The 22,794-nt window shown below is 55.8% G+C and carries 22 protein-coding genes and 3 tRNA genes; 8 read left to right on the forward strand and 17 right to left on the reverse strand.

The window, feature by feature from the left end; all coding sequences use genetic code 11:
• Nucleotides 1–30: 30 nt before the first annotated feature.
• Complete coding sequence (locus AB1287_RS00920; RefSeq protein WP_435616755.1) at nucleotides 31–1,371, forward strand: esterase-like activity of phytase family protein; 1,341 nt, start codon at nucleotides 31–33, stop codon at nucleotides 1,369–1,371.
• Nucleotides 1,372–1,440: 69 nt separating this feature from the next.
• Here the strand turns inward: AB1287_RS00920 and yjiA are convergent, their stop codons facing one another.
• The 3 genes from yjiA to AB1287_RS00935 all read right to left on the reverse strand — a co-directional run bounded on the left by yjiA (nucleotide 1,441) and on the right by AB1287_RS00935 (nucleotide 5,043).
• A complete protein-coding gene (gene yjiA / locus AB1287_RS00925; protein ID WP_435616674.1) occupies nucleotides 1,441–2,397 on the reverse strand; it encodes a GTPase in 957 nt (318 codons plus the stop codon).
• A 10-nt stretch (nucleotides 2,398–2,407) separates the two neighbouring features.
• Nucleotides 2,408–2,611: a YbdD/YjiX family protein gene (locus tag AB1287_RS00930; RefSeq protein WP_312629788.1), complete on the reverse strand. Its 204-nt coding sequence runs from the start codon at nucleotides 2,609–2,611 to the stop codon at nucleotides 2,408–2,410.
• Between the two features lie 278 nt (nucleotides 2,612–2,889).
• Nucleotides 2,890–5,043, reverse strand: a complete 2,154-nt coding sequence (locus AB1287_RS00935) for a carbon starvation CstA family protein (protein ID WP_435616675.1) — start codon at nucleotides 5,041–5,043, stop codon at nucleotides 2,890–2,892.
• 339 nt (nucleotides 5,044–5,382) lie between these two features.
• Between AB1287_RS00935 and tsr the strand changes: the two genes are divergently transcribed.
• Nucleotides 5,383–7,050, forward strand: a complete 1,668-nt coding sequence (tsr, locus tag AB1287_RS00940; protein WP_435616676.1) for a methyl-accepting chemotaxis protein — start codon at nucleotides 5,383–5,385, stop codon at nucleotides 7,048–7,050.
• A 64-nt stretch (nucleotides 7,051–7,114) separates the two neighbouring features.
• Here tsr and AB1287_RS00945 read toward each other — a convergent pair whose 3' ends face one another.
• The 7 genes from AB1287_RS00945 to AB1287_RS00975 form a co-directional block, all read right to left on the reverse strand.
• Nucleotides 7,115–7,630: a GNAT family N-acetyltransferase gene (locus AB1287_RS00945; RefSeq protein ID WP_435616677.1), complete on the reverse strand. Its 516-nt coding sequence runs from the start codon at nucleotides 7,628–7,630 to the stop codon at nucleotides 7,115–7,117.
• A 41-nt stretch (nucleotides 7,631–7,671) separates the two neighbouring features.
• Nucleotides 7,672–9,963 (reverse strand): phosphatidylglycerol--membrane-oligosaccharide glycerophosphotransferase, encoded by a 2,292-nt coding sequence (opgB, locus tag AB1287_RS00950; protein WP_435616678.1) that lies wholly within the window; start codon nucleotides 9,961–9,963, stop codon nucleotides 7,672–7,674.
• Between the two features lie 185 nt (nucleotides 9,964–10,148).
• Nucleotides 10,149–10,643: a DUF2501 domain-containing protein gene (locus AB1287_RS00955; RefSeq protein ID WP_312629781.1), complete on the reverse strand. Its 495-nt coding sequence runs from the start codon at nucleotides 10,641–10,643 to the stop codon at nucleotides 10,149–10,151.
• A gap of 61 nt (nucleotides 10,644–10,704) precedes the next feature.
• Nucleotides 10,705–11,442 (reverse strand): DNA replication protein DnaC, encoded by a 738-nt coding sequence (dnaC, locus tag AB1287_RS00960; protein ID WP_435616679.1) that lies wholly within the window; start codon nucleotides 11,440–11,442, stop codon nucleotides 10,705–10,707.
• 2 nt (nucleotides 11,443–11,444) lie between these two features.
• Nucleotides 11,445–11,984 carry a primosomal protein DnaT gene (dnaT, locus tag AB1287_RS00965; protein WP_312629777.1) on the reverse strand — a complete coding sequence of 180 codons (540 nt, stop codon included), beginning with the start codon at nucleotides 11,982–11,984 and terminating at the stop codon, nucleotides 11,445–11,447.
• A gap of 89 nt (nucleotides 11,985–12,073) precedes the next feature.
• On the reverse strand, nucleotides 12,074–12,547 hold the full coding sequence (locus tag AB1287_RS00970) for a threonine/serine exporter (protein WP_312629776.1): 474 nt from the start codon (nucleotides 12,545–12,547) through the stop codon (nucleotides 12,074–12,076).
• The gene (locus AB1287_RS00975) at nucleotides 12,538–13,314 is read right to left on the reverse strand and encodes a threonine/serine exporter ThrE family protein (RefSeq protein ID WP_435616680.1); all 777 of its coding nucleotides are present in this window, start codon (nucleotides 13,312–13,314) and stop codon (nucleotides 12,538–12,540) included. The genes AB1287_RS00970 and AB1287_RS00975 overlap by 10 nt, the downstream gene beginning before the upstream one ends.
• A gap of 887 nt (nucleotides 13,315–14,201) precedes the next feature.
• On the opposite strand from AB1287_RS00975, the gene bglJ reads away from it, so the two are divergent.
• Entirely contained in the window at nucleotides 14,202–14,849 is a 648-nt protein-coding gene (bglJ, locus tag AB1287_RS00980) for a DNA-binding transcriptional activator BglJ (protein ID WP_435616681.1), read from the forward strand.
• Here bglJ and AB1287_RS00985 read toward each other — a convergent pair.
• A complete protein-coding gene (locus tag AB1287_RS00985; protein ID WP_312629773.1) occupies nucleotides 14,846–15,304 on the reverse strand; it encodes a YbaK/EbsC family protein in 459 nt (152 codons plus the stop codon). The genes bglJ and AB1287_RS00985 overlap by 4 nt on opposite strands.
• Nucleotides 15,305–15,644: 340 nt before the next feature.
• Here AB1287_RS00985 and AB1287_RS00990 point away from each other — a divergent pair, with 340 nt between their 5' ends.
• A complete protein-coding gene (locus AB1287_RS00990; protein WP_312629772.1) occupies nucleotides 15,645–16,988 on the forward strand; it encodes a PTS sugar transporter subunit IIC in 1,344 nt (447 codons plus the stop codon).
• Nucleotides 16,989–17,054: 66 nt separating this feature from the next.
• Here the strand turns inward: AB1287_RS00990 and fhuF are convergent, their stop codons facing one another.
• Both fhuF and AB1287_RS01000 read right to left on the reverse strand, forming a co-directional pair.
• A complete protein-coding gene (gene fhuF, locus AB1287_RS00995; RefSeq protein ID WP_435616682.1) occupies nucleotides 17,055–17,843 on the reverse strand; it encodes a siderophore-iron reductase FhuF in 789 nt (262 codons plus the stop codon).
• Nucleotides 17,844–17,946: 103 nt separating this feature from the next.
• The gene (locus AB1287_RS01000; RefSeq protein WP_435616683.1) at nucleotides 17,947–19,011 is read right to left on the reverse strand and encodes a GGDEF domain-containing protein; all 1,065 of its coding nucleotides are present in this window, start codon (nucleotides 19,009–19,011) and stop codon (nucleotides 17,947–17,949) included.
• 214 nt (nucleotides 19,012–19,225) lie between these two features.
• On the opposite strand from AB1287_RS01000, the gene AB1287_RS01005 reads away from it, so the two are divergent.
• Nucleotides 19,226–19,507, forward strand: coding sequence for a DUF1435 domain-containing protein (locus AB1287_RS01005; protein WP_435616684.1), 282 nt, complete (start codon nucleotides 19,226–19,228; stop codon nucleotides 19,505–19,507).
• Nucleotides 19,508–19,542: 35 nt separating this feature from the next.
• Here the strand turns inward: AB1287_RS01005 and AB1287_RS01010 are convergent.
• The 4 genes from AB1287_RS01010 to rsmC form a co-directional block, all read right to left on the reverse strand.
• Nucleotides 19,543–19,628, reverse strand: a tRNA-Leu gene (locus AB1287_RS01010).
• Between the two features lie 30 nt (nucleotides 19,629–19,658).
• Nucleotides 19,659–19,745: transfer RNA gene (locus tag AB1287_RS01015), tRNA-Leu, on the reverse strand.
• Between the two features lie 28 nt (nucleotides 19,746–19,773).
• Nucleotides 19,774–19,860: transfer RNA gene (locus AB1287_RS01020), tRNA-Leu, on the reverse strand.
• Nucleotides 19,861–20,038: 178 nt separating this feature from the next.
• On the reverse strand, nucleotides 20,039–21,067 hold the full coding sequence (rsmC, locus tag AB1287_RS01025; protein WP_312629923.1) for a 16S rRNA (guanine(1207)-N(2))-methyltransferase RsmC: 1,029 nt from the start codon (nucleotides 21,065–21,067) through the stop codon (nucleotides 20,039–20,041).
• Between the two features lie 197 nt (nucleotides 21,068–21,264).
• On the opposite strand from rsmC, the gene AB1287_RS01030 reads away from it, so the two are divergent.
• From AB1287_RS01030 to yjjG, 3 genes are read left to right on the forward strand one after another with little or no spacing between them, the layout of a single operon-like run.
• Nucleotides 21,265–21,678, forward strand: coding sequence for a DNA polymerase III subunit psi (locus AB1287_RS01030; protein ID WP_312629922.1), 414 nt, complete (start codon nucleotides 21,265–21,267; stop codon nucleotides 21,676–21,678).
• Nucleotides 21,647–22,093 carry a ribosomal protein S18-alanine N-acetyltransferase gene (rimI, locus tag AB1287_RS01035; protein WP_435616685.1) on the forward strand — a complete coding sequence of 149 codons (447 nt, stop codon included), beginning with the start codon at nucleotides 21,647–21,649 and terminating at the stop codon, nucleotides 22,091–22,093. Before AB1287_RS01030 ends, rimI begins: the two co-directional genes overlap by 32 nt.
• 14 nt (nucleotides 22,094–22,107) lie before the next feature.
• Nucleotides 22,108–22,788: a pyrimidine 5'-nucleotidase gene (gene yjjG / locus AB1287_RS01040; RefSeq protein ID WP_435616686.1), complete on the forward strand. Its 681-nt coding sequence runs from the start codon at nucleotides 22,108–22,110 to the stop codon at nucleotides 22,786–22,788.
• Nucleotides 22,789–22,794 lie beyond the last annotated feature (6 nt).

Here is a 22,794-nt window from a genome sequence, read left to right on the forward strand (position 1 = left end):
TGTTAAACCTGTGGCGATTCACTCAAATTAATTCCTCTGGCTTTATTCACCACCTTCGCTTTACAGGCCCACGCTGCGGAACCTACCGCAGAACGCTATGTGGTGAGCTTCCCGGAAGGCTCACACGTGAAATACAGCGGAGCATTTGCTTCAGCGTTTCCGAATGGGTTGCCTGTTGGCATTGGTTCTGGACTGCTATTTACCGGCAAGCAGGGCGACGCGCTGACGTTTGCGACGGTGACGGATCGCGGCCCGAACGCGGATGCGCCGAACGTCGGCAAGCAGGAAGCGAAGATTTTCGTCACACCAGAGTTTGCGCCGCTGCTGCTATCCATTCGCGTGGAAAACGGTAAGGCACAGGCAGCGGATGTTCGCGCGTTGCATGACGACAAGGGCCAGATTAACGGCCTGCCATTACAGAGTGATGTGATCGGCTCGACGAATGAAGTGGCGCTCAGCGACACGCTGAAAAGCCTCACTGGCGATAATCGTGGGCTGGATACCGAAGGCATCACGCCCGATGGCAAAGGCGGCTTCTGGCTGTGTGATGAATACGGTCCGTTCCTGATCAACATCGACGCGACGGGCAAGATCCTCGTCATGCATGGCCCACAGGCGCAGGCTGGCGAAAAAGCAATTGCGGGCGGCTTGCCGAATATCATCAAGTGGCGCCAGCCGAACCGCGGCTTTGAAGGCATCACGCGGATGCCGGACGGTCGCATTATCGCGGCGGTGCAAAGCACGCTGGACATCGACGGCAAGAGTAAGAAAAAAGCGCTGTTCACCCGTCTGGTGAGCTTCGACCCGGCGAACGGCAAAACGGCGATGTACGGCTACCCGATTGACGACGTCTACAGCAAGAACAGCGATGCCAAAATCGGCGACATCGTGGCGCTGGATAATCAGCACATTCTGTTGATAGAGCAGGGCGGCGATAAGCACGACGTGATGCGCAATAACGTCTATAAGGTCGACCTGAGCAAGGCCAGCGACCTGGCGGCGTTCGATAAGCCGGGTGAGTATCCGGAATTTGATGATGCCGATAAGCTGGCGAAGCGCGGGATCCAGTTAGCGTCGAAAACGCTGGCCGTCGATCTGCGCAAGCTCGGCTGGCAGCAGGAGAAAGCCGAAGGCCTGGCGCTGATCGACAGCAAAACGATCGCCGTGGCGAATGACAACGACTTTGGCGTGAAGACCACGCTGAAGGATCCGGTTGAGAGCAAAAAGCTGAAGGATTATCGGGTTAACGATCAGGGTAAGCTGACCGTCGACGGTGAAGGGGTTGCCACGACGATCGGCATTAAGCCGCTGGAAAAACCGGAGTCGGACAGCGAGCTTTGGGTGGTGACGCTGCCGGAGCCGTTGATGTAAAGGTTGTGCGGCCTGATCCCCTCTCCCCACCCCTCTCCCAAAGGGAGAGGGAGTAAACTACGCCCTCTGTCAGCGCTTCAACCCCGCAAAAGCCGCCCGAATCTCATCCTCAGGCAGTTGCACGCCGATAAACACCATCGTGCTGTGCGGCGGTTCTTCGCCCCATGGGCGGTCCCAGTCGGCGCTGTAGAGGCGCTGGACACCCTGGAACAGCAGACGATTCGGCTCGCCGTCAATCCATAGCATGCCTTTGTAGCGCAGCAGCTTATCGGCGAAATCAAGCAGCAGGTTTTCCATCACGCGGGAGACGTCGCTGATGTCCACCGGGTAATCCAGCTCCACCACAATCGATGAGATGTCGTTCTGCTTTTCCGCCATAAAGTGAAAGCGCGGCTTCGGCTGGATAACGTTTTCTTCGAGCATAAAGCCGTTGGTGTTAAACAGCTGATTCAGGTCGATCTCGCCGTGCGTGACGGTGTGGATCGGCGCGCGGGCATTGATACGGGCCAGACGTTCGCGCAGCTTTTGGGTATCGCCTGCGACGTCGGTTTTGGTCAGCAGGATCCGATCGGCATAGCCCACCTGGGACTGCGCCAGGGTGAACTGATTCATCTGATCTTCGGCGTGTACGGCGTCAACCAGGGCGATCACGCCGTCCAGCAGATAGCGCTCGCAGAGGATCTCGTGGGAGAAAAAGGTCTGCACAATCGGACCGGGATCGGCCATGCCGGTGCATTCGATGATCAGCCGATCAAACTCGATATCACCGCGATCGCGGGCGTCGAGCAGATCCAGTAGCGCGTCTTCCAGTTCGTTAGATTTACTGCAGCAGATGCAGCCGTTAGTGAGGGTTTTGATCTGCGTGGCGCGGTCGCCGATCAGTTGGGTATCTATCGAGACTTCGCCGAATTCGTTTTCAATGACGGCAATTTTAAAGCCGTGCTGTTCGTCGAGGATGTGGCGCAGCAGGGTGGTTTTGCCTGCGCCGAGAAATCCGGTCAGCAGGGTGACTGCAATCTGGGTCATCGTTTCTCCTTTAGCAGCAGCGCATGCCGCCTTCTCCACTGCCGCCGTAGCGCGCCTGCTGGCGCTCGCGGAAGAATTCTTCGTAGGTCATGTACGGCTTGTCTGGATGGTTGGTCTGCATGTGTTCGACGTAGTTGTCGTAGTCCGGGATGCCAATCAGCATCTTCGCCGCCTGGCCGAGGTATTTTTTTGCCTGCCCTAAGTTACCAAACATTGTGCTGTCCAGAAATGATGAAGCCCGATGTTGTGATGCAGGTCGGGCGATTTCCCTCTCCCCGGCCCTCTCCCAAAGGGAGAGGGAGAAGACCACACGATGCAGTTCCCTTTCCCTGTGGGAGAGGGAGAAGACCACACGATGCAGTTCCCTTTCCCTGTGGGAGAGGGAGAAGACCACACGATGCAGTTCCCTTTCCCTGTGGGAGAGGGAGAAGACCGCACGATGCAGTTCCCTCTCCCCGAGGGAGAGGGTTAGGGAGAGGGGGATAACAGTAATTAATGATGTGAAGAGGTCTTCACGCCACCCTCAGGTACCGGCACATATGGCGTCTCTTTGTCGGTACGCGAGTCGATGTTGCGGGCCTTCATCCAGGTCTTAATGCCGTAGAAGATGATGCTGTAGACCACCACCAGGAACAGAATGCTCAGACCCGCGTTAGTGTAGTTGTTCACCACGATATGGTTCATGTTGGCAATCTGCTGCGCGGTAAGGTCTGTGCTGCCGTTAGCAATCTTCTCTTTGTACTGGTTCGCCATAAAGAAGAAGCCTTCCAGCTGCGGGTTGGTGCTGAACAGCTTCAGGCCAAGCGCCCAGGTGGTGCACAGCAGCAGCCACAGCGCCGGGACAACCGTTACCCAGATGTATTTGGTACGCTTCATTTTCACCAGCACGACGGTGCCGAGCACCAGCGCCACGGCGGCCAGCATCTGGTTAGAGATGCCGAACAGCGGCCACAGGCTCTTCACGCCGCCGAGTGGGTCAACCACGCCCTGATAAAGCAGGTAGCCCCACAGACCCACGCAGCCCGCCGTGCCCAGAATACCTGCCACCAGTGAGTCGGTTTTCTTCAGGAACGGCACGAAGTTGCCGAGCAGGTCCTGCAACATGAAGCGGCCCGCACGCGTACCGGCATCCAGCGCGGTGAGGATAAACAGCGCTTCGAACAGAATACCGAAGTGGTACCAGAAGCCCATGTCCGCCCACGGCAGCACTTTGTGGAACACGTGCGCGATACCTACTGCCAGCGTAGGTGCGCCACCTGCGCGGTTCAGTACGGAAGGTTCGCCGATATCTTTCGCGGTCTGCATGATCTGCTCAGGCGAAATCACGAAGCCCCAGGAGCTGACGGTTGCCGCGGCGTGAATGCTCGCGTCTTTCAGCTGCGCCATGATCATCGCGGCGTTCTCACCGCCCATCTCATGCAGGTTTGGCATGGTGATGCCGAGGCCCGCAGGCGGGGTGTTCATCGCGAAGTACAGGCCCGGTTCGATAATGGACGCCGCAACCAGCGCCATGATCGCCACGAAGGACTCCATCAGCATCGCGCCATAGCCAATCAGGCGGGCGTCTTTCTCATTTGCCAGCAGCTTCGGCGTGGTGCCGGAGGAGATCAGCGCATGGAAACCAGACACCGCACCGCAGGCGATGGTGATAAACAGGAACGGGAACATCGCGCCCTTCCACAGCGGGCCGGTACCGTCGATATACTGCGTAACCGCAGGCATTTTCAGCTCAGGGTTGAGGATAACGATCCCCAGCGCCAGGCCGACGATAACGCCGATTTTCAGGAAGGTGGCGAGATAGTCACGCGGGGCCAGAATCAGCCACACCGGCAGCAGCGCAGAAACAAACGCGTAGCCAATCAGTGCGAAGGTGATGGTGGTGTCTTTGAAGGTCAGCGCCGGGCCCCAGTACGGGTCGTGGGCAATCACGCCACCGAACCAGATGGAGGCAACCAGCAGCACGATGCCGATGACCGACACTTCGCCCACGCGTCCCGGGCGAATAAAGCGCATGTAGATGCCCATAAACAGCGCAATCGGCACGGTGGAGCAGACGGTGAACACGCCCCACGGGCTTTCGGCCAGAGCTTTCACCACGATCAGCGCCAGCACCGCGAGGATGATGATCATAATCAGGAAGCAGCCGAACAGGGCGATGGAGCCCGGCACGCGGCCCATTTCCTCTTTCACCATTTCGCCCAGAGACGAACCGTTACGGCGCGAGGAGATAAACAGCACCATAAAGTCCTGCACCGCCCCCGCCAGCACGACGCCCGCCAGCAGCCACAGCGTGCCCGGCAGGTAGCCCATTTGGGCCGCGAGCACAGGGCCGACCAGCGGACCTGCGCCTGCGATAGCGGCAAAGTGGTGGCCGAACAGCACGTAGCGGTTAGTCGGTACGTAGTTCAGACCATCGTTGTTGATCACCGCAGGCGTGGCGCGGCTCTCGTCGAGTTTCATCACCTTCTGGGCGATGTAAAGGCTGTAGTAGCGATAAGCCACCAGATAGACCGAGACGGAAGCGACCACGATCCACAGAGCACTGACATGTTCACCGCGGCGCAGGGCGACCACCGACAGGCAGAATGCCCCGATAATCCCGATAATGGCCCACGGCACATGCTTGAGAAGTTTCTTCATATCCATAGTTAAAAACCTGGCGTTTATAAGAATGAGTTGAGTACTGGAACTGCACCTGGAGGTATTGATGCTGGACTTATGGTGCCAGAGCCACGCGCGCGCAGCGGGAGGAAAATCAGCGAGCGGCCGTATCGGATGTTAAACGGTCATCTGCGCGGGTAAGCGGTTGGAGTAACCGACTGAATAATAAATAAATGTGATGGGCGTCACACTGGGCTGTGCGGAGTGAGTCTGCATTAATCAGAGGATTCGAAGTACCGCTTCGCCTTATGCAACAGGATTTTCTTTAAAGTTTTTGCTTTCCAGGCCGATCAACCAGAGACCTTCGCTCAGGAAAGAGAAAAAATGCTAAACCGTATTAAAATTGTCACCAGCCTCGTGCTGGTTTTGGTCCTTTTCGGCCTTTTACAACTGACATCCGGCGGCCTGTTCTTTAACGCGCTGAAGCACGACAAAGAGAACTTCACCGTCCTGCAAACCATTCGCCAGCAGCAGTCCACGCTGAACGGCAGCTGGGTGGCGCTTCTGCAAACCCGTAACACCCTTAACCGCGCCGGGATCCGCTATATGATGGATCAGAACCACATCGGCAGCGGTGCGACCGTGGCGGATCTGATGCAGATCGCCAGTAAGTCGCTGGATGAGGCGGAAAAACGCTGGGCGGAGTACGAGTCTCTGCCGCGCGATCCGCGTCAGAGCGAGGCGGCGACGCTCGATATTAAACGCAATTACGACATTTACCACGGCGCACTGGCGGAGCTGATTCAGCTGCTTGGGGCCGGGAAAATCAACGACTTCTTCGACCAGCCAACCCAGGGTTATCAGGACGGGTTTGAGAAAGCCTACGTCGACTACCTGGCGCAGAACGATCATCTGTACGAACTGGCGGTAAAAGATAACAGCGGCTCTTACGACCAGGCTATCTGGGTGCTGATCGGCGTGCTGGCGGCGGTGCTGGCGGTGATCGTTGCCGTCTGGTTCGGCATCCACAAAGCGCTGATCCAGCCGCTGACGCGCGTTATCGACAGCATTCGTCATATTGCCGGTGGCGATCTGGTGAAGCCTATCGACGTGCAGGGCAGCAACGAAATGGGCCAGTTGGCCGATTCCCTGCGCCATATGCAAAGTGAGCTGGTGCGGACCGTCGGTGAAGTGCGCAATGGCGCGGACGCGATCTACAGCGGCGCCAGCGAAATTGCGATGGGTAACAACGATCTCTCCTCGCGTACCGAGCAGCAGGCCGCTTCCCTGGAAGAGACGGCGGCGAGCATGGAAGAGCTGACCGCGACGGTGAAGCAGAACGCCGAGAACGCCCGTCAGGCGAGCCATCTGGCGCTGAGCGCGTCGGAAACCGCGCAGAAGGGCGGTAAAGTGGTCGATAACGTGGTGCAGACTATGCGCGATATCGCCGGGAGTTCGCAGAAAATTGCCGATATTATCAGCGTGATCGACGGTATTGCCTTCCAGACTAACATCCTGGCGTTGAACGCCGCGGTTGAAGCGGCGCGTGCGGGCGAGCAGGGCCGTGGATTTGCGGTTGTTGCGGGAGAGGTGCGTAACCTCGCCCAGCGCAGCGCCCAGGCCGCTCGTGAAATCAAGAGCCTGATTGAGGACTCAGTGAGCCGCGTCGATCTGGGCTCCACGCTTGTCGAAAGCGCGGGTGAGACTATGGAAGAGATCGTCAATGCCGTTACGCGCGTGACCGATATCATGGGGGAAATTGCCTCCGCGTCTGATGAACAAAGCCGCGGTATCGATCAGGTCGGTCTGGCGGTGGCTGAAATGGATCGCGTCACGCAGCAGAACGCCTCGCTGGTGGAAGAATCTGCTTCCGCTGCGGCCGCGCTGGAAGAGCAGGCGAGCCGTCTGACCCAGGCGGTGGCGGTGTTCCGCATTCAGCAGTCGCAGCTTGCGGCAAAACGTGAAGCTTCAGTGGTAAAAGCCAGCGCTCCGGCTCCGATGCTGCGTAAAGCCGCAGTGACAGAAAGCGGTGATAACTGGGAAACGTTCTGAGTGTGAAAGTGCCGGGTGGCGGCTTCGCCTTACCCGGCCTACGCGTACAGGCCAGGCAAAGACGTTATAAAATCTTGCGCATGGCGCAGCGAGTTTCTCGTTGCAGCCCATGCGCTGCTTCATTTTCCAGCTTCTGCCGTAAACCCGGCGTGAGCTGAGCTTCCTCAATGTTCTCAAATCCCAGGCGAGCATAAAAAGGGGCATTCCACGGCACCGCTTTGAAGGTGGTCAGCGTCAGTGCCGGGTAACCTTCATCACGTGCTCGCTCTGCCAGAAAATGGATGATCTGGCGGCCAATCCCCTGATTTTGCGCATGCTGAGCGACAGAGAGTTCCACGATATAGAGGGCGTTATCCAGCCGTTCCGCCAGTAAAAAGCCAGCAGGTATCGTACCCTCCAGCGCAATGAAGCTCTTTCCTGTGCTCACGAACTGACGATGTTCTTCCTCACAGATGCCGTCACCTTCAGCCAGCCAGGCCAGCTCGGGAAGAACGAGAAAAGCCTGCGCCGCAGCGCGTTCAATCGCAGGCAGCAAAGGCACATCGGCAGTTTGTGTGGGGCGAATAATGATCGGTTTCATGCGTTCTGCCAAAAGAAAGGGGAGCCTGTGCTCCCCTGGGATTATCCTTCTGATTTCACCACTTTTATTTCCACCATGCCAATCCCCAGCTGGCGCGGGGAATGGCCGAGGATATTGCCCTCGTTGGTGGTCTGCGGATCCGGCGGGACGATGGTCAGCAGGTTGCTGCCCGTCGGATTGTCGAAATGCAGCGTGGTGGTGGTGACGTCGTTGCCGAGCGTCAACGTCTGCTCGCTGTTGCCTACGCGAACCGGGATCGGTTTGTTGGCGTTTGGACCAAAGGCTTTCGCGACGATCACCAGATCAAACTTCGGCGGCAGCGGTTCCTTGTACTCAATCTTCACTTCGTTGCCCAACTGCGCATTCGACCAGCGGCCCCAGCTTTCCGGGCGCGAGATGCCGCTGAACTGTTTGACCTCTTCCGGCGCGCCCGCCACGTTGAAGACGAAGCTGTCCGCTTTGTAGCGAATGTCGTTGTCGACGATTTTCAGCGTATCGACGTTGCCTTTGTAGCGCTCCATGTCGATGACCGTGTCTTTGAATGCGGCCTTGCCTTTCCACTGGGCTTTATCAACGTGCTGCACGATTTGCTCGCCGCCAAGCTGGCCCTGAGATACGCACCAGTCGGTAGAGAGCGCAAATTCCTGTGCCCATAGCTGGCCCATCTTGTAGCAGCGGTCAATCCACATAAAGTTGTCGCGCGGGGCGAAGTCCGCCAACTGGTAGCGCAGCGGGGCGGAATATTCGCTTTCCGGCAGCGGCTCGACGCGGTTGTCGGACACCCGCAGCAGCAGCGGCAGGCGGAAGTGTGAGCCGGAGAATGCGATCATCCCTTTCTGCTGGTCGATGGTGTAATCCTTGATCGATTTCGGGAAGTTCCACAGGCGAATGATGTCCGGCTTCCAGGCCAGCACCTTCTCTTTCATGTTGAGGAACACTTCCGCCAGCGACTGGCCGGAAAGGCTGCTGCGGCCCAGGCCAATGAAGTTATCGCCGCCGAGAATATCGAGCACCGTCGCGCCGTTATCCATGGTGCTGCGCTTCACGCCCATCACTTCCTGCTGTGGCTTGTCGCCGCGTATGACGAAGAACAGATCGTTGCGATCCTGCTTGTTGAGGTAATCCCAGGCGGTATTTTTCATCGCCAGGTGATCGGAAGAGACGACGATGACCGTGTTTTTAAAGTACGGCGAGGCTTTTATCTTTTCGATTAGCGCCGCAATGTGCTCCTGGCTACAGGTGACCGCGCTGAAGGATTGATTGGTTTTGCCGTCAATCTCATATTTCTTGCGATTGCAGGAGCGGGAGATAAATCCGTCCGGATGATGGGTGTCGACGGTCAGGGTGAACAGCGAGAAGCGCTGGCCGGATTTCGACAGGTCTTCGTATTTTTTCCACACTTCGTCGAGGACGGTGTCGTCATAGAAGCCCCAGTCGTTGCGGTAGTTCGGGTCGGCAACGGTGGCTTTCAGCTCCTCCGCGCCATAGAGATGATCGAATCCGTGGGATTGCAGGAACACGTCTTTGCCGGCGAAACGCAGGTTTGCGCCCTGCACGAAGTAGTTCTGGTAGCCGGAGTTTTTCAGGATGTCGCCAAGGCAGATGTTCTGCGGGAAGAAGCTCGATACCGACGCGGAAGCGTTGCCTTCAAACGGCGCGAACAGCGGGATGCCGCACTGCGAGGCGACCATTCCCGCGATTGTGTAATCGGTGCCCGGCAGCTGCATGGTGTGGCTGAAATCGATGCTGTCATCTTTCAGCTTGCCGAGTTCCGGGGTCAGGTTCGGGAAGGCATCGTTGTCAAAATAGGTGCGCTCGAGGCTTTCACCGTAGATGTAAACCAGGTTCAGCTTAGGGTTCGGAATGGTTTTCGACGGCTCTTTGTAATACGCGGCAAAATCCGGATCGCCGTCGCGAGACTGAGATTTCACCAGCTCAGTTATCTGACGGAATGCCGGGCTCGCATCGACGGAGGCCAGCGCAAGCCCCAGCGCCAGCACGCTGTAGCCGAAGTGATGAGGATGATGGCGGCGGCGGCGCAGCACCCAGCCGAGTCCGCCGAAAACCAGCACCAGTGCCAGCACCAGCCCTATGCCGGGCAGAATATACTTGCTGATACCTGCGCCGGTCAGGCTGTTGGTGAGCGTATAAAGCACGGCGTCGTTGATGCCGTCGCCGGTAAAATAGTCGCTGGCGTAGAGGGTCAGGTTCAGGACCACAAACAGGCCAAGCACCGTCAGGGTGGAGGCAAACCACCAGGTGTTTCGGCCCGCTTTCCATGCGTAGATAACGACGGAAGCGAAAAACAGAGCAATTGAAACAAGCTCAGACACAGCACATCCTCAGTCAGCCTGGTCATTTGCTGACCAGATACTTAAATTTTGACCGTACACTGTAATTGCAGTGCAATAATGCTGCAATTGTAGCGTCATTAAAATGTGCTGTGTTTCAGATTTGTATCAGAAGTGGACGATTTTTAACCCGCGCACCGCCAGGGTACGCGGGTGTTTGTCGCCGATCAGGAGAGGAAATTAACGCCTTGCTTCAGCACCAGATCGCAAGCCTTGGTTTTGACTTGTTTTCCTAACGGGGTATCACCCAGAGCGCTCAGATTGAGCTGCTGGCCATTCTGGGCGTTGAGCAGGCCCTGGATGCCGTCCATGTAGTTGGTATCGGCTTTCTGTTCCGGCGCGGTGTTCAGGCCGAGCTTATCGAGTACCTGATTTTTTACGTTATCGGCGTTGGTCACGGAGGTCAGCTTCTGCTTGGCGCAGTAGCTGAGAATGCCCGCGGCGTTGTTCATGTTGTCGGCGCTCAGTCCTTTGCTGCCGCCGTTAAGCAGGCTGGTCAGCGATGACATCGACATTCCGCCCTGAGAGGAACCTGAGCCAGAACCGCTCAGTTCGCTGGCGGCGCTGGAGAGCGTATCGCTCAGGGAAAGCGCAAAGGTGCTGGTGGAGAGCAGGGCGCTGGTCAGCGCGGCGGAACACAGAAGACGTTTAGCAATTTTCATAAGATTGACCTGGTTAAACGGAAACCCGGCCAGTATAGCGCTGACCGGGCTGGGATAAATCTTAATACTCTTTGCCTGTGACGCGGCTGCGGTAGCTGTCCCAGTTGAAGATGACCCACAAGCTGTTGCCAAGGCGCATTCTGTCCATTACGCGTTCTCCCAGCAGCTTGTTCATGTCGTCCATATTGCTGTTGGTGAGCATGCCGGTAGGGCGTTTGGAAGATGAACGGCGGTCAACGATCTGATTGATGATCACTTTTTCGTAGCGGGATTCGGTCTGTACGCCAATCTCGTCGATCACCAGCAGATCGACGTTGCTGAGATCGTTCAGCAGCTGTTCTTCCGTGGTTTCCCGGTTGGTGAAGGTATCTTTCATCGCGGACATGATGTCGGCGACGGTAATGATCAACACGGATTTGCCGCGCAGCAGCAGTTCATTACAGATAGCGGCGGCCAGATGGTTTTTACCGGTGCCGGGCTTGCCGGAAAAAATAAAGCTCGCGATGTTGCCGTCAAACTCTTCGACGTACTGGCGCGCTTTTGACAGCGCGTTCATCTGACCGTCGCACTCCACGCGGTAGTTGTCGAAGGAGCAGTTCTGATGCAGCGGGCGAATGCCCGAACGGTTAAAGGTGCGCTGCATCTTCATCGCCCGGTTTTCACGCTCAAGCGCCGCAGAGCGCAGCTGTCCTTGCTCTTTTTGCCACGCCAGCAGTTCTTCGCCGGTTTTGAATGCCGGTTCGATGTGTTTCGGCATTATCTTTTGCAGGCGCTGCATTAAATCGCCAACGTTCTTCATCGTTAACCTCGAAAGCCCGGGGGAATTTGGTTGTCTGGCTCGGAGAGCGTGTTGAGATCGCGCTTCGGCTGTCCGCCGTTGCTGGCCCGGCCAATTTGCAGGCTGCGCGCCAGCTTTTGCTGCCACTGCACGTGATGGAATACTTTACCTTCTGCCTGCCAGTATGCGGTGAAAGACGCCAGCTCTTCCGGCGTAGCGGGCTGGGTAAGCGCGATGCCCCACAGCGCGGCCATGCGCTGGAAGTCGGCATCCGGCTGCCAGTCTGCATACATCGCAAATTTACCCATCGGCACCGCTACCGGTGCGGTAACCGGCTCATCAAAGAGCTGACCGTCAAGCATGACGTCGCTGCCGGGACGAGAAAGGCGGGCTTCCAGCTCCAGCAGCTGTTCCAGGCGCGTGGGCGCAATGGCGTAAAACGCAGGCGCATTATTAGCAAACACCGCGACGGCACCGCTTTCGGCATTCTTTAATACACCATCAGGATCGTGCAAAAAGGCATCGATCCCAATGACGCTGGAGGTCAGAATTCTGGAGGACATAGCTATTACTCAAACAGGACAACGACGGGCACACTATGGGCTGATAGTAGCACAGACCCGTGTCTGCGAGGAGAGTTCAAGGTGCTCGCTCACACGCGAGGGCGTTTCCGGTACAGCCAGAGCCCCGGAATGGAGAGTCCCACCGAAAGCGCGCCGACAATCGACGTGGCCTTGAGGAAGTTCTCCAGCAGCATCACCATCAGCTCGGTGCTGTAGCCAAAGTGGCTGATTTTCACGGCGGAGATCATCGCGGTGTAGGCTGAGATACCGGGGAACATGGGGATCACCGCAGCGACGGTAAAAATTTTTGGGTGCGCCAGATACCAGCGTGACCACTGAATGCCAATACTGCCAACCAGCATTGAGGCGATAAACGTTGCCCATTCGATGTTCATGCCCGCCTGCATAAGGAGCATTCTGGAGCCATGGCCAATCGCACCCAGCAGTGCGCACCAGGCCAGCGCGCGGTGCGGTACGTTAAAGACCATCGCAAACCCTACGGCGGGAATGGCGGACAGCAGCATGTCCTGTAGCAGCGCCAGTACAAATTCGATTATGCCCATCCTCGTAGCCCCCACAGCGTCATTGCCATCACCACGCCGATGCAGGTGGCGAGGGTCAGCAGGCTGGCGATAGCCCAGCGGGCAAGCCCGGTGTTGATATGGCCTTTAAACATGTCGGCGACGGCGTTGATCAGCGGGAAACCCGGCACCAGCAGCAGAACGCTGGCGGCCATCGCCACCGTGGAGGTTTGCTGGAAAAGCGGCAGGCGCAGCATCAGCCCGGAGACGGTCGTTGCCACAAAAGCGGTGATGCAGAAGTTGATTTGCGGGTGCATCGATCGGTGGGTCAGCACCTGACGAATGTACATGGCGATCGTGCTGGCGCAGAAGGTGATAAATGCACCGTCCCAGCCGCCGTTGTTGAGCTTGCAGAAGCAGGCACAGGAGAGGCCAACCAGGGTGACCACCAGCCAACGTGGGTAGCGCAACGGCTTGATCTGCGAGAAGCGTTTTTCAATGTCCCTTGCATCCAGCAGTTTGTGCTCCACCATAATGACGATGTGCTGCACCTCCGTGACGACGTGCATGTTAATACCACGATCGTTGTTCTTGCGGGTCGACGTCAGACACTCTCCGTCGAGCAGCGTGGTCAACACGATGGCGTTGGAAGAGATGGCGCTTTCCACGCTGTCCATGCCCAGCGCCAGCCCAAGGCGCGTGGAAAGTTCTTCCACCAGCGCGCTTTCTGCTCCGTGTTGCAACAGCAGCAGCGCGCACTGAATGCATAACCGGGTGACTTTTCTTTGCTCAGTGCGATCGGCTTCCATAACGGCGGGTCTTGTTCACTCAATGTCAGGCCTGATCTCCGGTTTTACCTGAAGCCCGCGCGGGCTATGGCCCGGCGAGATCAAATTATCTGCAAACCTCAGGTGCGCGTTGAGCGTTTTTTGAACCGCTCCACACTTTTGCAAGATTGTTGAAAAGAGCACGATTTATGCCCTTCTTTGAGGACCACCTCCGCGAACACCTTTCCGCATCCGAATATGCCCTTGAGGCCGGAATTTCTGTGACGCAATAAAAATATTTATGCCGGGAATTTCACAACGGCAATACATTGAACGCGTTACATTATCGGTTAATATTTGAGGGAAAGTGTAATTTACAATACGCCAGCATGCCGATCACACAACGGTCTGATTAGTCAGGGTTTAGTGGTGCAACCTGCTCCTCTCGTTTTTTTTCGTCGCTATGTCGGAACCTCACCTGGAATATTCAGGAAAAGAATGAATAAAGGAAATACATAATAATTAAATGTATTTACGGATGCTTGTTAGTGTTTGGCGGAATAGCGTGTTATTGAAACAGTCATGTTTATTATGCTAGTCTGATCGTACTGATTTTTATTCAGCGCAACTTTGCCTGTTCGGGTGATATATAACACGTGTATTGGGAAAAAGTTCTTAATAATTGAGGGTAGAGATTTCCTGAAATATTTAATAATTCACAAAAGCATATCCATAATATTTATTAAATAAGGCGCGATGCGCTCAGCATAGTAAAAATCACAGGGAAAAAAGATCTCGTTGCAGCACTTATTACTGCGATTCGTCAACAGGGCGAACGGGGTTACTTCATCAGCGCCTCTCTTTGCGGATTTGCCGCGGTTCAGGAGATGAAGCACTGAGCCGATGACGTCGTGGAGAGAGGCTGAAGAATGGAACAATATGCCAAAAGCAGGCGTGTTGCGGTGATTGACAGCTGTGGCATGACGACGCTGGGTTTACAGCATCTCTTTTCCGCTTTAGAGGGGGGAATTTATAAGCTTCGATTTTTCAGCAGCGGACAGGTGTGGTTTTCACAATGCGGACATCAATCGTATGACATCGTTATCTATTCCGTTGCGGGAGGACGCTATTCGCGCCAGCAAAGTGGCCACTTTCTTTCCCGACTGGCCGCTGCGCTACCTGAGACCAAAAGGGTTTTGCTGGCTGAGAACGAGAGGCAAGCCAGCTTTATTCAGCCCCTGCTGCCCGTTGCGCTGCATGCTGTGCTCTGCCAGTCCTCATCAATGGAGCAGCTTGGCGCCCAGATTCATTCGGTAATGAAGCAAGAGCACCGGCAGACCCTGGTTCAAGGCACCAATGCTCATGGATTGAGCCCCACGGAGCGCAGGATCCTGCATTATATGGGCAGGGGATATTCCACACCTGAAATTACTGCTCAGATGGGGCGCAATATCAAAACCATTCGCGCGCACAAGTTTAACGTCATGAGCAAGCTGGGCGTAAAAAGTGACGCCTGGCTCATATGTGCGGCAGACGTTCTGGACTATCTGCCGCTGCCGTTGACGAACGGCGCCTAAAGGCAGACGTCAATCCAGGTGGCATCAGTCAGTTCGGCCAGGCGTTCAGGGGAAATACGTACTGCACTGTGCGTAGCGCCCGCCGCCGGGAGAACCTCATCGAAGGTCTTTAAAGAGATATCGCAGTAAACCGTCAGCGGGTTTTCAAGACCGAAAGGGCAGACGCCACCCACCGGATGACCGGTCCAGGTGACCACTTCGTCACTGCTCAGCATGCGGGCTTTTGCGCCAAAGGCCGATTTCAGCTTTTTATTGTCGAGACGAGCATCGCCTTTTGCGACCACAAGAATCACTTCATCTTTCACTTTGAGTGAGAGCGTTTTGGCTATCTGACCCGGCGCAACGTTGTGCGCTGCGGCGGCGAGCGCCACGGTCGCAGTACTCTGATTTAGTTCTATAATCTCAATATCCGGCGCGCGATCAGCGAAAAATTGCCGTACGGTTTGCAGACTCATCGTTCTCTCCTGACGTAGACAAAATCAATCTGTCACAGGCGAATTCCGCTGTAAATAAGAGTAAGCGTAATCCCTTCATTTCATGGATTTCACGATCCCCCTCACATTCACTGCAACCGGTTACAGTAACCGGTTGCAGGAACGGTTGAAGCCGATTCATACTGGATGCGTAACTTCCTCTGTATCGCTAAAAAATAAGAGCCGTGTATGAAATGTAACGTTATCTGCTGTCAATCGGGCCAACACCCCGGCGTGGTAGTGAACTCACAGTTCAGGATTGCACATCACGGCACACTAACCGTTGCTGTGCTAACGTCTATAGCCCGTCAGGAGAGCTGCTATGTCTGCTAACCATGCTGCGTTTAATCTGATATTCCGCTTTGTAGAAAACTACGTCAGTCCTGTCGCCGGGCGAATTTCGTCCCAGCGCCACGTCATGGCAATCCGTGATGGCTTTATCTCTGCGATGCCATTCATGATTGTCGGCTCCTTCCTGCTGGTGTTTGCTTACCCGCCTTTCTCGCCGGATACCACCTGGGGCTTTGCCCGCGCGTGGCTGGACATGGCTAAGCAATTTGAAGGCCGTATCCTGACGCCGTTCGATATGACGATGGGCATTATGTCCATCTACATCTGCGCCGCCATTGCCTATAACCTCGGCAAGCATTATGAAAAGAGCGCTCAGCTTGATCCGTTCATGGCCTCTATGCTGTCTATCATGGCGTTCCTGCTGGTTGCGGCACCGAAGACGGACGGTACGCTACCCGTTCATAGCCTCGGTGGTACCGGGATCTTCACCGCTATCCTGGTGGCCGTCTACTGCGTGGAGATGATGCGATTCCTTAAGGTTCGCAATATCGGTATTCGCCTGCCGGATCAGGTGCCGCCGATGATTAAGAACTCCTTCGACCTGCTGATTCCGGTGCTGGTCGTGGTGCTGACGCTGTATCCGCTGAGCCTGTTTATTCAGAGCCAGTTCGATATGCTGATCCCACAGGCGATCATGTCCATCTTTAAACCGCTGGTGTCCGCGGCGGATTCCCTGCCGGCCATTCTGCTGGCCGTGCTGATTGGCCACCTGCTGTGGTTTGCGGGGATCCACGGCGCTGCTATCGTCTCCGGTATGCTGCAAATGTTCTGGCTGACAAACCTGGGCCTGAACCAGACTGCGCTGGCACAGGGCGCACCGCTGCCGCATATTTTTATGGAAGCGTTCTGGACCTTCTTCATCGTGATCGGCGGCTCTGGTGCCACCATGGGACTGGTGTTCTGCTACCTGCGCAGTAAGTCCGCGCACCTGCGTTCCATCGGTCGTCTGGGCGTGGTGCCAAGCATCTTTAACATCAACGAACCGGTTATTTTCGGTACGCCGATTGTGATGAACCCGGTCTTCTTTATCCCGTTCCTGCTGGCCCCGATGGTGAACGCCACGCTTGCCTGGGCGGCAATGAAGCTTGATCTGATTGGGCGCGTCATCTCCGTAGTGCCGTGGACTGCGCCTGCGCCAGTTGGTGCGGCCTGGGCCCTCGGCTGGGATTTCCGTGCGGTCATCCTGGTGGTGGTGCTGGCCTGCGTCTCCGCCATCATTTACTTCCCGTTCTTCAAAGTCTACGAGAAGCAGCTGCTGGCACAGGAAGCGGAAGAAGCACAGCGCTCGTCTGAAGAGACTGAACAAGCGGCGTAATCTGTCCTGAAATAACAAAGCCCCGGTAGCGTAACGTTACCGGGGCTTTTTGCTGTTAGCAGAAGGTTATTTTAGCGTGCAGTCACCGCACTGCTGAACGTCGGGAAGGCGATAGCGCTGGCAGCAGGTGCGTCGTACCAGCAGGCCATCCCGCAGGACCACGGTGCGCCACAGCGGGTTATCGCATCCGTCTGAAAACTGTTTAGCAAAGAACAGATGCTGACGCAGCGCGTTAACCTGCTCATCGCCCAGAAGCGTTTTCATCTCGCCAAGATACCAGTTCATGAGATAGCCGGTGTTGCTCCAGATGAGCTTGCCGTTAATCTCCCCGGTGGCTTCCAGCGCATCGATGACGGGCATGATCGTCTGCGTGATGAGGCTTTCCATTCTGTGCAGCGAAGAGCGCTGCGTCAGGGCATGATCCTGATGGACGTCGACCCAGAAGCTGGCGGCGCGTCCGGTTTCATGGAACTCCACGTGAAAATGTTCCGCAGACAGGCTGAGTGCGCGCTTTTCGGTGAGCAGCGCCAGCATCAGCGGCGGAACCTGTAAACCGATATACCACTGTGCCCAAAGGGATAGCAGCGGCTTATTTTCACGCTTCTGGCTGGGTTGATTACGGTAGATATGATCGGCATAGCACGCCATCAGGGAAGTCAGTTCGCTGCCGCGAGACCACTCTGCCAGCGTCATGGCGTGATGCGGATGAGGCTCATCAAGATGGATAAAATCGAGCAGATGCGGGCGATGCTCCGCAATGCTGTCCCGCACGGACTGTGCCAGAACGGGCTCATGGCTGAAGAGCGGGGCTCGCCAGATAAGATCGCCGGTAATCGGTGCGGAACGTAAGGCCATGTGTGAACGGGATACAAATCTAAATGATAATGATTGCTAATCCTAGCTGTAGCTACAGGGAATCGCAACACATTTCATGCTAGCTGCCGCTCAAAGCTTGCTATTACGCATTCTGTAGCGTAGCGCTCGACAGAATGTTGTTGCGGCCAAGATGCTTGGCTTCATACAGCGCTTTGTCGGCTTTGGTCAGCGCGTCTTCAATGTCTTCTCCCACCAGTGGAGCGATCCCGATGCTCACCGTCACGTTGGTGGCTACGCTGTGGTTAAACATATGAGGGATTTTCAGGTCGTACACTCGCTGACGAATGCGCTCTGCAGTTTGCATTGCGCATTCGGGCGTTGTCGAGGTCAGCAGTACCATAAATTCTTCACCGCCATAGCGGGTCACAACGTCTCTCGAACGCACGGCATTTCGAATGGCCGCGGAGACCTGAATCAGCGCCTGATCCCCCATCATATGGCCATAATGATCGTTGTAGGCTTTGAAGTAGTCGATATCGAGCAGCAGCACGTAATGATCGCTGGCATCCAGCGTCATCAACGTTTCCAGTCGATTTTGCAGGCCGCGGCGGTTGTAGAGGCCAGTCAGCGGGTCGAGCATACTCAGATCGTTCAGGGTCTGGCGCTCTTCCAGCAGCTTGTACATCAACCCATGGGCAAAATTGTCGTTACGCTTTTGAATCACGCTCTGAATGGCGATACCGATAACGGGCAGGGCGAAGTAATAAATCATCCGCAGCCACTGATCGCCGTCGCCAAGCACCAGACAAGTGATAAGCACCGGCAATGAATGCAGCGTAAAAGCAATGATATTATTAGAAAAAGCAATGGCGCCGATAAACAGCACGCTTAATAACGCAATCACCAGATAGTTAAATTGGGGTTGAGGCATTAACGGGGATTTGACTGCAATGTGCCATGCCCATAAACAGCCAAAAAGAATGGAGATGGCAGGAATATTGATTTTTCTTTCCGCCCATGCCCAATGACCCAGCAGCAATCCGGTGCTGGTCAGCATGATCAGCATCAGCGGCAGGGTTATCGCCGCCACGTGATAGACCGGACTCAGCATGGAAAATAGTGAAGATGTTAAATTAAGAAATAAAAACAGGCGTAGTGAAAACTGATATTTTTTAATGCGCAGTGAACGCCAGGATTTTGATGTCATGTGAGGAAATCTTTATTTATTATACGGTCAGAGAGATGCCGGCGATCAGGAATGACAATTCTCACGCGGGAACGAGGCGCATGAAAATATCAGGATCGCTAATCTATTCGGATTTTTCTCGCAATTTATCACCTTCCGACAGTACTGTCATCAGCATGCAAGTAAAGAGTGCGACGGTTTCCGGCAGGAACTTGCAAATGATAAAAATTATCATATGATATTGGTTATCATTATCGGATTGAGAGCTGACACCATGTTGCAACGGGCGTTGGGCAGTGGATGGGGGGTGCTGATTCCTGGCGTAGTTTTGGCCGGGTTGGCTTTTGCGGGCCTGTCTGCCGATATCTGGCGGGGCCTGATTGCCATGGGCCTGCTGCTTTCCTGCATCATGATCTGGCATCGACAGCTGCGGCATTTCGTTTTACTGCCATCGGCGTTTGCGCTTATCGGCGGCATGATGCTGGTGTTGATGAATTTAAAGCTGATGGGACAGTAAGAAAACAGGGAGAGAAGAGAGAGGGATAAGAATGCTGGTGCGAGGGGGGGGACTCGAACCCCCACATCCTAAGGACACTAACACCTGAAGCTAGCGCGTCTACCAATTCCGCCACCTTCGCACAGAAATCTTATCGTGATATTGCCCTCTTTGGTGCGAGGGGGGGGACTCGAACCCCCACATCCGTAAGGACACTAACACCTGAAGCTAGCGCGTCTACCAATTCCGCCACCTTCGCCCAGTGTGAGCAATATCTTCGTAGTATATGGTGCGAGGGGGGGGACTCGAACCCCCACATCCGTAAGGACACTAACACCTGAAGCTAGCGCGTCTACCAATTCCGCCACCTTCGCATACCATCGACTCTGTAAAGAATCGCTACTACGGAGGCGCATTCTAGTGGATTCAGGGTTTTCGTCAACAGTTAATTGCAGCCGAATTTGCCGATCGCTCTAAAATTGGGCGCTTTAACGGAACGGAGAAAAGAGAGGGAAAATCCCCGCAGGGTAGAGCCTGCAGGGTGGGTAAAGATTATTTTTTCGCCTGACGGGTCATTACCGTGCGGTAGACTTTGAAGCGGCCCGTCTGGGCAATCACTTCGTGGAAGCCAAAGACTTCATCCAGCACTTTCGGGTAAGGCAGGAAGGCGTTGGCCACGATTCGCAGCTCGCCGCCGCTGTTCAGATGACGCACCGCGCCGCGAATCAGCTGCTGTGCGGCTTCCAGGCTGGTCTGCAGCCCGTCGTGGAACGGCGGGTTGGAGATGATCATATCGAAGCGGCCGGTGACTTCGGAGAAAACGTTGCTGGCAAAAACTTCGCCTTCAAGTTCGTTCGCAGCAAGCGTTGCACGGCTGGCTTCTACCGCAGGTGCGCTCACGTCGCATAGCGTCAGGCGAACTTTTGGCGAATGGCTCGCCAGTACGGTCGCCAGAACGCCCGCGCCACAGCCGACGTCCAGCACTTTGCCTTTGGTGTGCGGCGTCAGGGTGGAAAGCAGTAGCTGGCTGCCAACGTCCAGACCATCGCGACTGAAGACACCCGGCAGGGTTTTAATGGTCAGGCCGTCGAGCTGATATTCGCCCCAGTAACCTTCGGCGTTAAACGACGGCTGCTTTTCCAGTCGACCATGGTAAAGGCCACAGCGGCGAGCGCTGTCGACTTTATTCAACGGAGCGAATTCCGCGAGCATTTGCTCGGCGCTGCGCACGCCGCTGCGGTTTTCACCGACGACAAAAATATCGGTGCCCACCGGCAGCAGCGACAGAATATTGGTCAGCTGGTACAGCGCCTCGGGCTTGTTTTTCGGCCAGTAGTAAATCAGCGTGTCACAGTCGGCCACGTCGGCGGCTTCCGCCGTCAGGCTGAAGCGCACGTTCTCGCCCATCTGGCGGCTCAGCACCTGCCAGTGGTGAAACTGTTGCGTATGGGCGCGGCTAAAGGCGGTATCCAGACGAGCGGGCAGGTCATCCTGCAGATCACCGGCAAACAGAATGCGGCTTTGTTCGAAATCATCACTGTGGCGCAGCAAGACTTCACTTGCCGGAGATAAAGCAGACATAAAAAGTCACCATTGATTAAAGACGGGCGGGATTATACACGTTTATAGCCGTCATACTTCAAGTTACATCTGCGTTGGCTGCGCTTGCTGTCACTCGAATTATTCAGGCTATATAACAAGGCGGCGGCCTCGCTTTGTTGGCGCAACTTCGCCGAATTTGCTATATTTCCGCGCCTGACAGACAGGAGAAACCCGCGATGACATCCCGACGAGACTGGCAACTACAGCAGCTGGGCATTACCCAGTGGTCTTTGCGCCGCCCTTCGGTGTTGCAGGGCGAAATCGCTATCTCGCTGCCTGAACATATCCGCCTGGTGATGGTGGCGCAAACGCTGCCCGCGCTGACCGAACCGCTGCTGAACGACATTCTGCGTGCGTTTGCCGTCACGCCAGATCAGGTATTACAGCTGACGCCCGATCGCGTAGCGATGCTGCCGGAAGGCGGACGCTGCAACAGCTGGCGTCTTGGCGAAGACGAGCCCGTTGCGCTGGAAGGCGCGCAGGTGACGAGCCCGGTATTCGAACAACTACAGACCAGCGCGGCGGCTCGCGCTGAGCTCTGGCAACAAATTTGTGCTCATGAACACGATTTCTTCCCTCAGTCAGACTGATTTACCGCGCGCATTGCGCATTGAACAGCGCGCTCATGCGTTTCCGTGGAGCGAGCAGACGCTCGCCAGCAATCAGGGCGAACGCTATCTCAACCTGCAGCTGACCGTCGACGGTGAAATGGCGGCCTTCGCTATCACGCAAATCGTGCTTGATGAGGCTACGTTGTTCAATATCGCGGTCGACCCGGCATTTCAGCGCCGGGGGCTCGGGCGCGAGCTGCTTGAGCGGGTCATCGACGAAGTGGAACAGCGTGGCGTGGCGACGCTGTGGCTGGAGGTTCGGGCCTCGAACGCCGCCGCAATCGCATTGTATGAAAGCGTAGGTTTTAACGAAGCGACGATTCGCCGCAACTATTATCCAACGGCAGACGGGCGCGAAGATGCTCTGATCATGGCGCTGCCTGTCAGTATGTAAGACAAGGGTTTACGATGAAGAAGTGGGACTGGATTTTCTTTGATGCCGACGAGACGCTGTTTACCTTCGACTCGTTCAGCGGCCTACAGCGGATGTTTCTTGACTATAGCGTGACCTTCACCGCTGAAGATTTCCAGGACTACCAGGCCGTGAATAAGCCGCTGTGGGTGGATTACCAGAATGGGGCGATCACCTCTTTGCAGCTTCAGCATCAGCGTTTTGAAGGCTGGGCGGCGCGCCTGAACGCCAACCCGGGTGATCTGAATGACGCCTTTATGAACGCGATGGCCGAGATTTGCGCACCGCTGCCGGGCGCGGTTTCGCTGCTGGATTCACTCAAAGGCAAAGTGAAGATGGGGATCATCACCAACGGCTTCACCTCGCTTCAGCAGATTCGCCTTGAGCGCACTGGCCTGCGTGAACACTTTGATTTATTGATTATTTCCGAAGAAGTCGGCGTGGCCAAACCGGATGCGCGCATCTTTGATTATGCGCTGGAGCAGGCGGGCAACCCGGATCGCTCCCGGGTGCTGATGGTGGGTGACACCGCCGCCTCTGACATCCTCGGCGGTATGAACGCCGGGCTCTCAACCTGCTGGTTGAATGCGCACCAGCAGGTGTTGCCGGAACATATCCAGCCAACCTGGACCGTGACATCGCTTGCCGAACTGGAGCAGCTCCTGTGTAAACATTGATTGTCA

It is taken from the genome of Scandinavium sp. UTDF21-P1B, from assembly GCF_040750395.1.
In the GTDB taxonomy this organism is placed as follows: domain Bacteria; phylum Pseudomonadota; class Gammaproteobacteria; order Enterobacterales; family Enterobacteriaceae; genus Scandinavium.

Bases quoted from the DNA above. Each gene is read 5' to 3' on its own strand.
- AB1287_RS00985 (WP_312629773.1), bottom strand. From the start codon at position 15,304: ATGAGTCTGCAAACCGTACGGCAATTTTTCGCTGATCGCGCGCCGGAT.
- AB1287_RS00935 (WP_435616675.1), bottom strand. From the start codon at position 5,043: ATGGATATGAAGAAACTTCTCAAGCATGTGCCGTGGGCCATTATCGGG.
- tsr (WP_435616676.1), top strand. From the start codon at position 5,383: ATGCTAAACCGTATTAAAATTGTCACCAGCCTCGTGCTGGTTTTGGTC.
- fhuF (WP_435616682.1), bottom strand. From the start codon at position 17,843: ATGGCCTTACGTTCCGCACCGATTACCGGCGATCTTATCTGGCGAGCC.
- AB1287_RS01030 (WP_312629922.1), top strand. From the start codon at position 21,265: ATGACATCCCGACGAGACTGGCAACTACAGCAGCTGGGCATTACCCAG.
- AB1287_RS00970 (WP_312629776.1), bottom strand. From the start codon at position 12,547: ATGGGCATAATCGAATTTGTACTGGCGCTGCTACAGGACATGCTGCTG.
- AB1287_RS01000 (WP_435616683.1), bottom strand. From the start codon at position 19,011: ATGACATCAAAATCCTGGCGTTCACTGCGCATTAAAAAATATCAGTTT.
- dnaT (WP_312629777.1), bottom strand. From the start codon at position 11,984: ATGTCCTCCAGAATTCTGACCTCCAGCGTCATTGGGATCGATGCCTTT.
- dnaC (WP_435616679.1), bottom strand. From the start codon at position 11,442: ATGAAGAACGTTGGCGATTTAATGCAGCGCCTGCAAAAGATAATGCCG.
- AB1287_RS00975 (WP_435616680.1), bottom strand. From the start codon at position 13,314: ATGGAAGCCGATCGCACTGAGCAAAGAAAAGTCACCCGGTTATGCATT.
- AB1287_RS01005 (WP_435616684.1), top strand. From the start codon at position 19,226: ATGATATTGGTTATCATTATCGGATTGAGAGCTGACACCATGTTGCAA.
- AB1287_RS00955 (WP_312629781.1), bottom strand. From the start codon at position 10,643: ATGAAAATTGCTAAACGTCTTCTGTGTTCCGCCGCGCTGACCAGCGCC.
- AB1287_RS00930 (WP_312629788.1), bottom strand. From the start codon at position 2,611: ATGTTTGGTAACTTAGGGCAGGCAAAAAAATACCTCGGCCAGGCGGCG.
- bglJ (WP_435616681.1), top strand. From the start codon at position 14,202: ATGGAACAATATGCCAAAAGCAGGCGTGTTGCGGTGATTGACAGCTGT.
- rsmC (WP_312629923.1), bottom strand. From the start codon at position 21,067: ATGTCTGCTTTATCTCCGGCAAGTGAAGTCTTGCTGCGCCACAGTGAT.
- yjiA (WP_435616674.1), bottom strand. From the start codon at position 2,397: ATGACCCAGATTGCAGTCACCCTGCTGACCGGATTTCTCGGCGCAGGC.
- AB1287_RS00990 (WP_312629772.1), top strand. From the start codon at position 15,645: ATGTCTGCTAACCATGCTGCGTTTAATCTGATATTCCGCTTTGTAGAA.
- AB1287_RS00945 (WP_435616677.1), bottom strand. From the start codon at position 7,630: ATGAAACCGATCATTATTCGCCCCACACAAACTGCCGATGTGCCTTTG.
- rimI (WP_435616685.1), top strand. From the start codon at position 21,647: ATGAACACGATTTCTTCCCTCAGTCAGACTGATTTACCGCGCGCATTG.
- yjjG (WP_435616686.1), top strand. From the start codon at position 22,108: ATGAAGAAGTGGGACTGGATTTTCTTTGATGCCGACGAGACGCTGTTT.